At 41.4% G+C, this 12,607-nt stretch carries 10 protein-coding genes; 9 read left to right on the top strand and 1 reads right to left on the bottom strand.

Going from position 1 to position 12,607, the window contains the following annotated elements:
- Positions 1-178: 178 nt before the first annotated feature.
- Positions 179-1,117 (bottom strand): iron-hydroxamate ABC transporter substrate-binding protein, encoded by a 939-nt coding sequence (locus AWT60_RS06340; RefSeq protein ID WP_218677038.1) that lies wholly within the window; start codon positions 1,115-1,117, stop codon positions 179-181.
- 259 nt (positions 1,118-1,376) lie between these two features.
- On the opposite strand from AWT60_RS06340, the gene AWT60_RS06335 reads away from it, so the two are divergent.
- The 9 genes from AWT60_RS06335 (at position 1,377) to AWT60_RS06295 (ending at position 12,594) form a co-directional block, all read left to right on the top strand.
- Positions 1,377-2,429: a FecCD family ABC transporter permease gene (locus AWT60_RS06335; RefSeq protein ID WP_041107765.1), complete on the top strand. Its 1,053-nt coding sequence runs from the start codon at positions 1,377-1,379 to the stop codon at positions 2,427-2,429.
- Positions 2,430-3,452: a FecCD family ABC transporter permease gene (locus tag AWT60_RS06330; protein WP_218677037.1), complete on the top strand. Its 1,023-nt coding sequence runs from the start codon at positions 2,430-2,432 to the stop codon at positions 3,450-3,452.
- A gap of 20 nt (positions 3,453-3,472) precedes the next feature.
- Entirely contained in the window at positions 3,473-4,288 is an 816-nt protein-coding gene (locus AWT60_RS06325; protein WP_087976153.1) for an ABC transporter ATP-binding protein, read from the top strand.
- A gap of 175 nt (positions 4,289-4,463) precedes the next feature.
- On the top strand, positions 4,464-5,186 hold the full coding sequence (locus tag AWT60_RS06320; protein WP_087976154.1) for a response regulator transcription factor: 723 nt from the start codon (positions 4,464-4,466) through the stop codon (positions 5,184-5,186).
- A gap of 3 nt (positions 5,187-5,189) precedes the next feature.
- On the top strand, positions 5,190-6,944 hold the full coding sequence (locus AWT60_RS06315; RefSeq protein WP_075621784.1) for a HAMP domain-containing sensor histidine kinase: 1,755 nt from the start codon (positions 5,190-5,192) through the stop codon (positions 6,942-6,944).
- A gap of 135 nt (positions 6,945-7,079) precedes the next feature.
- Positions 7,080-8,519 (top strand): glucuronate isomerase, encoded by a 1,440-nt coding sequence (gene uxaC, locus AWT60_RS06310; RefSeq protein ID WP_218677036.1) that lies wholly within the window; start codon positions 7,080-7,082, stop codon positions 8,517-8,519.
- A 57-nt stretch (positions 8,520-8,576) separates the two neighbouring features.
- Positions 8,577-9,587: a LacI family DNA-binding transcriptional regulator gene (locus AWT60_RS06305; protein WP_218677035.1), complete on the top strand. Its 1,011-nt coding sequence runs from the start codon at positions 8,577-8,579 to the stop codon at positions 9,585-9,587.
- A gap of 59 nt (positions 9,588-9,646) precedes the next feature.
- Positions 9,647-11,104: a tagaturonate reductase gene (locus tag AWT60_RS06300; protein ID WP_087976156.1), complete on the top strand. Its 1,458-nt coding sequence runs from the start codon at positions 9,647-9,649 to the stop codon at positions 11,102-11,104.
- Complete coding sequence (locus tag AWT60_RS06295; protein WP_087976157.1) at positions 11,101-12,594, top strand: UxaA family hydrolase; 1,494 nt, start codon at positions 11,101-11,103, stop codon at positions 12,592-12,594. The genes AWT60_RS06300 and AWT60_RS06295 overlap by 4 nt, the downstream gene beginning before the upstream one ends.
- The last annotated feature ends 13 nt before the right edge of the window (positions 12,595-12,607 follow it).

Here is a 12,607-nt window from a genome sequence, read left to right as displayed (position 1 = left end):
TGTCAGGTCTGCGCTTCGGTGCTCACGAATGTCGAATTCGCTCCGCTCCGGTGCTCGCCCTTCCTAGATTGCAAAGGTTTTCTATCACGCTGAAAAGAAGACAAAGGGCTAAAATAAAGCTCATTTTATCCCTTTGTCAATAATTTGGACGTTTCTCCATCTCTGGAGAAACGTTTTTTTATGATGCAGATGTCAATCGGTCCACAATGAACTCTAGCTGACCTTCTAGTGACACTGGGTCATTAAAAAAGTAACCGACGGGATCTATTTCAAATACACGTTTATTTTTGACGGCAGGAAGTGATGTCCAAATGCTGCTTTGATATACTTGGTCACCATTACTTTTTGAGCCGCTCCATGGACCTGTGAAAATATAGTCGCCTGCGAATTCTGGCAGCTTCTCAAGCGAAATGTTTGCATAGCCGACACCGCTGTCGATCGCTTCTTTTTTGACGGCCTTCGGTGCTTTTAATTTCAGCTCGTCATAAATGATTTCGCCTCCGCGGCCAAAGGTGTTTCCGAAGATATAAATACCTTTATCAAATGGTGATACGATCGAAACCGTTTTGCTGCCGACAGCTTTTGTTACCTTTGGTTTCACCTCAGCAATTTTAGTATCCCATTTCGTGATCCATTCTGTTGCTTTTTTTGGTGTACCTGTCATTTTACCGAATTCTTTTAGCTGGTCTTTGAAGGAATATTGGTTGTATTTAACCGCTACAGTCGGGGCGATTTTTTTGTATTGATCAAACTTCTCGTCTTCTCCCCATGCAATAATCATATCTGGCTTCAAAGCGGCTACCTTTTCAACTGATGGGGTCCTTCCGAGATTTTCCACTCCATCTGTTTTCCCTTTATAAAAAGGGTTTTTAAAGATGGGTGATGTTGTAGCAACCGGCGTCTTGCCGAGTGTGACGAGGTCCCCGTAATAGCTTTCTGCAAGAAGCACTATTCGTTTCGGATTTTTCGGAAGCTTCACTTCACCTTTGGCACCCTGATAGGTAATCATGTCATTCTTTTTCGCTGCAGATTGTTTATTTGAAGTGCTGCCGCAAGCGGCTGTAAAGATCATAAGGATGGATAAAGAAATCAAAAGAAATCCAGTTCGTTTTTTCACAAAAGTTCTCTCCTATTCACTTCTCTTTGATAATGATTCTCATTTTCAATTTTATCGTAACATGATAGGAACAAAAATGCATCGGCTAATTTAGAACCAAAAGAAAAATGATGAATTTCTCACAGTTTTTTGCTGAAAATAAAGAAATTTATCAGAACAGTGATTTCAAAAAGAAAAGAAAGTGATATACTAGACTTCGAGATTGATAATCATTATCACTAATAGAGAATAGACATGAACGGAAAGGAAGAGACTGGTTTTGGGCTCACAATCGAATAAACAGCTGCCAGCCAGCGATGATACGATCGATATTGTCACGAAGCCTTTTGGAACAGCAGCTGTTATCATCATAGGAATGATCGCTTTAACATTTGGTCTTTTTTTATCAGTATCATTAGGAGCGGCAAACATTCATCTACAGACTGTATGGGAAGCCGTTTTTCATTTTGATCCACATCAAACTTCACATCAAATCATTCGGGAATTGAGGTTGCCGCGTACAGTTGGAGCTGCCCTCGTCGGTGCCTTTTTAGCCGTATCAGGTGCCATTATGCAAGGAATGACAAGAAATGCGCTTGCGTCACCTGAGATTATGGGTGTGACAAATGGCTCCGCATTTGCGATTGCCATTGCATTAGCATTTTTCCCTGGCCAATCTTCTTTTACATTAATTCTTTGGTCATTTGTTGGAGCCGCACTCGGGGCCTCTATTGTATTTGGTGTCGGTACTATGTCAAAAGGGGGGCTGACCCCTGTAAAGCTCGCACTAGCTGGTACAGCGGTTGGAGCACTTTTGAGCTCCATCTCCTCAGCCATTGCCATCCGTTTTGACGTCGCTCAAGATATGAGCTTTTGGTATGCTGGCGGAGTGGCAGGTGTGAATTGGAGCAATATTCATATCATCATTCCAGTTGCCATTGCAGGACTAATCATTGCAATGATCCTTGCCCGTTCGATCACGGTTTTGAGCTTAGGTGAAGAACTGGCGAAAGGACTTGGACAGTATACAAAAACGGTCAAGGTGCTTGGTATATTGGTTGTTATTCTTTTAACGGGTGCTGCCGTGTCGGTAGCAGGCTCTATTGGTTTTATTGGGCTTGTGATCCCTCATGTCACTCGATTCTTGGTCGGAGTGGACTATCGCTGGATTATCCCATGCTCCGCTATTTTAGGGGCCACTTTGTTAATTTATGCAGACATTGCTGCAAGACTGGTCAACGCTCCGTTTGAAACGCCAGTCGGTGCCATTACAGCGATTATAGGCGTTCCTTTCTTCTTATACTTAGCTAGACGTGAAAGGAGCGGGATTTAAATGGAAATGGTGCAGCAAGCAAAGAAAAAGAAATATCAACGAACGATGCTCATGATCTTTTTGGCAATCGTAGCTGTGTTTCTCATTAGTTTAAATACCGGAGAAATTCGTATCTCTCCGATGGATACATTGAAAACACTTTTTGGATTTGGAAGTGAAATGGATGAACTCGTATTATTCGAGTTCAGGCTTCCAAGAATGGTCATCGCTTTACTTGTCGGCGCTTCTATCGCTGTATCAGGAGCGATTTGGCAAGGTGTTTCTCAAAATGGTTTAGCTGACCCAGGTATTCTCGGTGTCAATGCCGGTGCTGGTTTTGCCGTTGTGCTATTTATCTTTGCATTTCAAGGCACGATGACAAATTTAGGTGATTTTACGATTTTTGTACTGCCGCTTTTCGCGTTCGTAGGTGCAGGCTTTGCTGCATTTCTCATCTATGTGTTAGCGTGGAAAAAAGGCATCACACCTGTTCGATTGATTTTAACTGGTATTGGTGTGAATGCTGCGTTTTCAGCAGCAATTGTGGTCATCCAGTTGAAAATGAGCCCAAATGATTTTAACCAAGCCATCGTGTGGCTATCTGGAAGCATTTATGGCTCGAGCTGGACGTACGTCTTATCTGTTCTGCCATGGATGCTGATTTTCCTTATATTAGCGCTTGTCAGATCACGCTACTTAAACATTATGAATTTAGGTGATCAGCTGTCCTATGGATTGGGCATTTCTGTTCATAAAGAAAGAAGCCTTCTCATGCTGATTGCCGTTGCATTAGCAGGTGCGAGTGTTGCTGTTGCAGGAAGTATCTCTTTCCTAGGATTAGCCGCACCGCACTTAGCTAGAAAGCTTGTTGGGCCAAAGCATCAAGGAATGATACCGGCCTCCGCGCTGATTGGCGCGCTGTTATTATTACTGGCAGATACAATTGGCCGCGTCATCCTTGCACCATCAGAAGTGCCAGTTGGCCTTGTCGTTTCTGCTTTAGGCGCACCTTACTTCATTTACTTATTGATGAAATCGAACTAATGAGGAAGGAGAGACAACATATGAAATCACTCGAAACAGAAAAGCTTTGTATCGGTTATCAAGACCGTTTGATTGTAGAAGATTTGAATGTCAGTATCCCAAAAGGCAAGGTGACAACACTGATTGGACCGAATGGCTGCGGAAAATCAACCATTTTAAAAACGATGTCTCGTATTATGAAATCCAATCGAGGAGCTGTTTACTTAAATGGCAAGGCTATCCATGAGACGCCGACAAAAGAAATTTCAAAACAAATGGCGATCTTACCGCAAACGCCCGAAGCACCAAGTGGATTGACAGTGTATGAGCTCGTGTCATATGGACGTTTCCCGCATCAAAATGGGTTTGGCCGCTTATCAAATGAAGATAAACGAATTATTAGGTGGGCACTTGAGGAAACGGGAATGATTGCTTTTCATGATCGGCCAATTGAAGCACTTTCCGGCGGACAGCGTCAGCGTGTATGGATTGCGATGGCACTTGCCCAGGAAACAGAGCTGCTCCTATTAGATGAACCTACGACGTATTTGGATCTTGCACATCAGCTCGAGATTCTTCAGCTGTTAGAACGCTTAAATAGAGAGCAGGGTCGAACTGTGTTGATGGTCATCCATGATTTGAATCATGCGGCGCGTTTTTCACATTACATGATTGCCCTCAATCAAGGGAAAGTCATAAAAGATGGTACGCCTCATGAGGTCATGACCAAAGATGTACTCAGTCGGGTATTCCATATTGATGCAGAAATTGTGCTTGATCCTAGAACGAATAAGCCGATCTGTTTAACATATGACTTAATGAATCGTGAACGAAAGCTAGAAGCTGTGAATGGATAATAGATGTAAAGGAACCCGGTGCAGCTGCCGGGTTTTTTTGTATGTTTAAAACTTCCTATTCCTGCCATTTTATCCAGTTGATATTTTTTCGCTTTTATGCAGAAAAGAGGTACTTTTTTACTTTAGACAATGGTAATATACGGTTAGAGATCATAGCTAGAAAGGAAAGAGATGCGTGGAAACAGCAAAAATATTGATTGCAGATGACGAAGAAGCAATTGTGAAAATGGTTGAACGCGTATTAAAAAAAGAAGGATTCAAGCATATTTATAAAGCCTACCATGCAGATGAAGCATTAGATATTGTCAAAAATGAGGATATCCACCTTTTACTTCTAGATGTGATGATGCCCGGTAAGTCTGGCTTTGACGTTCTGCCTGAAATCAGAAAATTAACGAAAGCGCCCATTTTCTATTTAACTGCAAGAACGTCTGATGTCGATAAACTGACGGGCTTTGCGCAGGGGGCAGACGATTACATCACCAAGCCATTTAACCCGCTTGAGCTAGTGGCTAGAATTAAGGCTCACCTAAATCGAACATATATCTCTTTACAGGAGGAGCAAGAAGACACTCAAAGCCAATATCATTATGCCCATTTCTCCTATCATCCTCATGCAGCCGAATTGAAGGTAAGAGGAGAGGTGACGGCATGCTCTGCTCAGCTTCTTTCTTTGCTGAAGTACTTTTGTGATCATCCGAATATGGTTCTTTCAAAAGACCAAATCTATGAGAAAGTATGGGGCGTCCCATCATATGGTGATAACAACACCGTCATGGTTCATATTCGAAAGCTGAGAGAAAAGATTGAATTAGATCCGAGTCAGCCTGAATATATTGTGACGATCCGTGGTATGGGTTATAAATTTATACCGCACCCCGCAAAGGTTCTTCAATAGTTTATGAATTTACGAGCAAAACTTTTCTTTCACTTTGTCGGACAAATGTTTATTGTGATTGCCATTTTGATGATTGGGAATACGTTCTCTGAGAACTTATATTTAAATAAATACTACAAGAACATGACCGAAACTGGTTTAACAAAAGCTGATGGAGATACACTCATGAGCTGGCTTTATTTTAACGAGGATGGAAAAATGGAAGCCGACGATCAGCTCAAGCAAGCAGTGAAAAAACGAGACGGCTGGCTGCAAGTAATTGATTCGAAAAAGAAAAACGTTTATAGTTATCATCGCCCTAAAACCATTCCAACATCCTATCAAAAGGATGAAATGATCAAAATCTTTGAAAAGAGACAATTTAAAGATTACAAGATGTACTTCTGGCCAATTGAGATTGACCAAAAAAGCTTTATCGTGTTATATGGGTTCAAAACGAACAGCACAAAGGTAGCCAATTATCTGAAGCAGCACGAGAAGAATTTGGCTGCACTATCTCAATATTCGGTTGAAACGAAAGAATTCTTGAAGAGAATGAATGGATCGGTGCATTTGTTCAATGACGAAGGAAAATATTTAAAAGGCATTCGAGCCAACACCGATTTGAAACATAACGTAACAGATGTTGAACTGCTCAAGTATCAATCGAAGCCTTGGGAGTTTAGAAGTGATCTGTCTTATATGAAAGTGAATAAAAACCTGTATATTATTGTTTCGGTACCAAATAAAGTATACAGCCCGGATGAGCTTTACGATAAAGAGACAGACGCTTTAAATCAATATACAACCATCTTAAATGCAGGTCTTGCACTCACCATTATTATTGTCATGACTTCATGGTATTCGTATCGCTATGGACTGCCAATTTATCACATTATTCGCTGGCTGATTTTCTTATCAAGAAATAAATTGCAGGAACCAACAAATAGAAAGGGAATTCCAGTCAGTAAAAATAAAAAAGGCCGTATTAAGCGGGAATACCGATTATTTGAGGATATCCTAAAAACAATGGATCAGCTCACGCTTACATTAAAAGAGAATGAAGCAAACCGAAGAAAAATTCAAACCACAAGGGAAGAATGGATTGCAGGATTGTCTCATGATTTGAAAACGCCTCTAAGTACGATTTACGGCTATGGACTCATGCTTGAATCCGATCAATATCAATGGTCCAAGGAAGAAGTCATAGAAATGGGACAGGTGATTCGTGAGAAATCAGAATACATGTCGACATTGATTGAGGATTTAAACCTCACGTACCGATTGAAGAATGGTGCCCTGCCCATTAATCGGAAACCGGTTGAACTCAGTGAATTTTTAGCTTCCATTATGGACGAGTTTTCAAGAAGCTCCTCATCTGAGGATTATCCATCCTCCTTTGAAGATCAAACAGATGGTGTCATATTTGAGATCGATAAAGCTTGGTTCAGACGAGTGATTGAGAACCTGCTGGCGAATGCAGTGAAGCATAACGAAAAAGGCACACATATTACAGCTGTTTTATCTGAAACAGATGAAGAAGTTCGAATCGAAATGAAAGACAATGGCCGCGGAATGGCACAGGAAACGGTGGATCACCTGTTTAACCGCTATTACAGAGGGACAAATACAAACGATCCAACGAACGGAACAGGTCTCGGGCTTGCGATAGCAAAAGAGCTCGTCTTGCTGCATGACGGTGATATTCAAGTTGAAAGTGAACTAGGCACTGGAACAACTATTGCGATTATCCTAAAAAAATCATCACCTGTAAAATAGCCAAAAAACGATTTTCTTTTCTAAAGGAGATCGTTTTTTCCTGTTTTAGGATTGAAATCAATTTTGTAAACGATTACAATAAAATTGTTAACGTGAACAAATTATTTTTATCTATAAGAGAGATGGGGGAGTTTGATGAAAGCTTTTTTAGATGATCAGTTTTTACTCAACAGTCAAACGGCGGAAAAGCTATACCATGAATTTGCAAAGGACCTTCCAATTATAGATTACCATTGTCATTTAAGCCCCAAAGAAATCTATGAAAATAAAACCTTTCATAATATCACCGAAGCATGGCTTTACGGAGATCATTACAAATGGCGTGCCATGAGAGCAAATGGCATACCCGAATCGCACGTCACAGGGGATGCCTCAGACTATGAGAAATTTCTGGCGTGGGCGAAGACCGTTCCCATGACCATTGGAAACCCGCTCTATCACTGGACTCATTTAGAGCTGAGACGATATTTTGGAGTTGAAGAACTTTTAAACGAAAAAACCGCAAACATCATCTGGCAAAAAGTAAATGAAAAGCTGCAAGGAGAGGGTTTTGGTGCAAGAGACTTCATTGTGAAATCGAACGTTGAAACAGTCGTGACAACAGATGATCCAGTCGATTCGCTTTGCTATCATCAAAAACTGCGGGAAGAAGGATTCACTGTGCAAGTACTGCCCGGATTTCGGCCTGATAAGGCACTCGATATAACGAATCACCTATTTACATCGTATGTTCACGAACTGGCAAAGGCTTCATCTACTCCAATCCAATCCTATCAAGACTTTTTGAAAGCACTCCTCGCAAGAATTGATTTTTTCCATGAACAGGGCTGCCTGATCTCAGATCATGCCATTAACGAAATGACGTTTGAAGAAACGACGGAAGAAGAAGTGGAAGCCATCTTTCATAAAAAAATGTCGGGGCATTCATTGACGGAAAAAGAGAAGGTTAAATTTAAAACACAAACATTCATTAAGCTTGGTCAGGCTTACTATGAGCGGGGCTGGGCGATGCAGCTTCATATCAATGCGCTTAGGAACAACAATACGAAAATGTTTGAGCGGCTTGGGCCAGATACAGGGTATGATGCGATGAATGATGAAGACATTGCCAAGCCGCTTTGCAGAATATTAGACCGTTTAGATCAAGAACAGGCACTGCCAAAAACCATTCTCTATTCCTTGAATCCTCGGGACAATGTTGTGATTTCCACATTGGCTGGAAGCTTTCAAGACGGAACGACACCTGGGAAGATCCAGCACGGCACAGCTTGGTGGTTTAATGATACGAAACAAGGGATGACAGAGCAGATGATGGCTCTATCCAGTATTGGGCTGATCAGCCGTTTCATTGGGATGCTGACAGATTCACGAAGCTTTTTGTCGTATACAAGGCATGAATATTTTCGAAGACTGCTTTGCGATATCATTGGAGATTGGGTAGAAAAAGGAGAAGCCCCTTATGATCTTGAGCTGTTAGGGGGAATCGTGAAAAGAATCAGCTATGAAAATGCCAGGCAGTATTTCAAATTTGACCGGGCAAATCAGCTCAAGCACCACCCAAACAAAATGACATGAAGAAAATGAAAGCGGTTTTATGATAAGATGGTAAAAAATCATAAAAGGCGGAATAGCATGACAGTCACAATTAAAGACATAGCAAAATTGGCAAACGTCTCTCATACCACGGTATCAAGGGCTTTGAATAACAGTCCTTTTATTAAAGAGAAGACAAAACAAAAGATTTTGTCGATTGCAAAACAGCTGAATTATTCACCGAATGTCCATGCGAGAGGCCTAGTATCACAAAAATCATTTACAATTGGTCTGTTTTTTACAAGTTTAACAGAAGGCACATCTTCAAGCTTCTTTGTGGATGCGTTAAAAGGTGTCAACAGCGTCATGACAGAGTATTATAATCTCTTTGTAAGAGGAATTGACGACTTTCACGATTACACAACCATTCATAAACAACGCTACGATGGCATTTTGCTCATGAGTCAAAGCGAACACGATGAAGCATTTATCCATCATGTGAAGAAACAGGGCATTCCCATCATTGTGCTGAATCGCCGTGTAGAAAGTCATGAGGTCATGAATATATTAGCAGATGATAGTCAAGGAGCTTACCAGGCTGCACACCATTTCATTCAGCAAGGTCATGAACAAATCGCCATCATTGAAGGGAAAGAAGGCTTTAAATCAACTCAGGAAAGAAAAGCTGGTTTCCTGCAAGCGTTAATTGATCACCAAATACCTATGAAGAAAGAATATATGATGAAAGGCGATTATCATATGAAAAGCGGCTATGAATCAATGGAATCGCTGCTGGCCCTCGATGATCCGCCAACAGCGCTCTTTTGCTCAAACGATGACATGGCGATTGGTGCAATGAATGCTTTATTTGCAAAAGGCAAAACGTGTCCAGGTGATATTTCTATTATTGGTTTTGATGATATTGCTTTTTCGTCCTATACCACACCTGCATTGACAACGGTGAAAAAACCGATTGAAAAAATGTGTGCACTTGGAGCAGAAGCTATCCTTTCAGTAATAAACGGTGAAGAGCAAGAAGAGGATCATATGGAGAAAGTGTATGTCCACACAGAACTGATGATCAGAGATTCAGTTAAAAAGGTGCCGTAATCAGCACCTTCTTAGAAAAAATGTTCACGTGTGCATAATACTTGGAGAGGGGAATCCATTTGAAACGATTATCAAAAGCCATATACCCGGCGGCTGAGTATCCGGAAACGATTTTGCAGATTGGCGAAGGAAATTTTATGCGAGGATTTATCAATTGGCACATCCAGAAGCTGAACGACTGCACAGATTTTAAAGGAAGAGCGGTTGTTGTTCCTCCACGAAAAGGATCGGTAGCAGCCTTAAATGAACAAGATGGCTTGTACACATTATGTATTCAGGGATATCATGACCAGCAAGAAATGAATGAACGTATGATCATCCAATCGATTAGCAGAGGAATTAGTACGTATACGGATTACGAGGAGTTTTTACACGTAGCGGAAAACCCGAATCTTCGCTATGTCTTCTCAAATACGACAGAGGCAGGACTTGTGTTCAGAAAAGAGGATCGTTTGGAGGATCGGCCGCAAGCCAGTTTTCCAGGAAAGCTGACAGCGTTCTTGTATCACCGGTTTAAAGCATTTGCTGGAGATGAGCAGAAAGGACTGATCATTCTGCCTTGTGAATTGGTTGAACAAAATGGTGATCGATTGAAGGAATATGTGATCAGTATGGCAGCTGAGTGGGAACTGCCGTCTGCGTTTATTACATGGATTAAGGAAGCCAATACGTTTTGTAATACACTTGTGGACCGGATTGTCCCTGGATTCTCTAAGGAAGCGGCTGAAATTGTACAAAAGGAGGAAGGGTATATCGACGAATTGCTTGTCACGGCAGAATATTATCATCTTTTTGTCATTGAAGCGCCTGCTTTTGTGCAAAAGGAGCTCCCCTTTCAAGAAGCAGGATTAAATGTACTTTTTGTAGAGGATATTGCGCCTTATCGTATGAGCAAGGTACGAATTTTAAATGGTGCACATACGGCAATGGTGCCGATTGCCTATTCATGCGGTTTAGAAACTGTAAAAGAAGCTGTGGATGATGAGCATGTTGGTCCGTTCGTCAGGCGTATGCTGGAGGAGGAAGTACTTCCAGGGCTTGAACTCCCTGAAGATGAACTTCTTCTTTATACACAATCCGTTTGGGATCGTTTTTGCAATCCATTTATAAAGCATCAATTGCTGGATATTGCGCTGAATGGGATATCAAAATTCCGAACCCGTAATCTTCCGTCATTGCTTGATTATGTCGAGCGAAAGAAACAGCTACCAATGAAACTTGTGTTTTCACTTAGCAGTCTCATTTATTTCTACAGAGCACATGCAGGAAGGGTAAAGGATGATGAAACTGTGCTAACGCTCATGAAGGAAGCATGGGAAGGGGAAAACCCTTCTAATGAAGGAGTTGCAGCGGAAATTCTTTCATGCGAGTCATTATGGGGCAGAGATTTAACGGATATAAATGGATTGAGTCAAGCTGTAGCTGATCAGCTTACCCTCATACAGACGCATGGGATGAGAGCGGCTGTTCATCGAATGATGCCTAATCAATATGAAAGTCAGGGGGAGAAAGCATGAAAGACTTTATTGTCATCTACCCTTCAGATAATGTCGGTATTGCTTTAAAAGGACTTGAGCAAGGGGAGGAGCTGCAGCATCAAGGACATACGATTATCTTAAAAGAGACCGTCGCCAAAGGTCATAAGTTTGCATTGGCTGAAATCAAGCAAAGAGAGAATATTATCAAATATGGCTATCCCATTGGTCATGCAGTGACTGCCATTTCTGCTGGAGAATGGGTGCATACGCATAATATCAAAACCAATCTATCTGGCAAGCTAGAATACGAATACCAGCCTTCATTATCAGAAAACCCCTATGAAAAAACGAATCTTACATTTAAAGGATATAAACGAAAAAATGGCGGAAGCGGAATCCGCAATGAGCTTTGGATTGTTCCTACCGTTGGATGCGTGAATGGCATCGCCGATCAAATGATCCAAATATTCACCGCTGAAATGGGTGGAAACATCCATCCTTTTGAAACAGCCCTTGTATTAAAGCACAATTATGGCTGCTCACAGCTTGGGGACGATCATGAGAACACCAAAACCATTTTACAAAATGCGGTGAAGCATCCTAACGCTGGAGGAGTACTCGTTCTTGGACTTGGGTGTGAAAACAATGACATTGAGGATTTTCAGTCCACATTAGGTGAATATGACCATACGAGAGTGAAATTTTTAAGAAGCCAAGAAGTAGGAGATGAGATTGAGACGGGAGTCGCATTACTCAAGGAAATTTATGATGCCGCGAAAGAAGATCATCGTGAAGATATTCCGTTATCTGAGCTGAAAATCGGTTTGAAGTGCGGAGGATCAGATGGATTCTCTGGTATTACCGCAAATCCGCTTTTGGGCAGACTGTCCGATTTTATTGTTGCTCAAGGTGGCACGACAGTGTTAACAGAAGTGCCAGAAATGTTTGGTGCTGAAACGATTTTAATGGAGAGAGCGGAATCAGAAAAGACTTTCGACAATATTGTGCAAATGATCAATGACTTTAAACAATACTTCATGGATCATCGACAGCCGGTATATGAAAATCCTTCCCCGGGAAATAAAGCAGGTGGAATTTCGACATTAGAGGATAAATCTCTTGGCTGTACACAAAAAGCAGGTACTTCTGAAATTAAAGATGTATTGAAATATGGAGAGCTGCTGAAACAAAAGGGATTGAACCTATTAAGTGCACCTGGTAATGATTTGGTTGCTTCATCTGCACTGGCTGCTTCCGGTTGTCAAATGGTCCTGTTTACAACAGGCAGGGGGACACCCTTTGGTACGTTTGTACCAACAATGAAAATCTCGACCAACACAGCCTTATATGAAACAAAAAAGCACTGGATTGACTTTAATGCTGGAGAACTGCTTGAAGATGTACCGGAAGATGTTGTATTAGAAAAATTCATTTCAACTGTCATTGATGTGGCGAGCGGGAAGCTGTTAAATCATGAAAAAAACAATTTTAGAGAGCTGGCTATTTTCAAAACAGGTGTCACACTTTAAGTCGACTGGGGGA

The sequence above is a fragment of the Bacillus sp. F2HM genome (assembly GCF_019266135.1).
Taxonomy (GTDB): Bacteria; Bacillota; Bacilli; order Bacillales; family Bacillaceae; genus Bacillus; species Bacillus safensis.
This window is presented reverse-complemented; position numbering and strand designations above follow the sequence as displayed.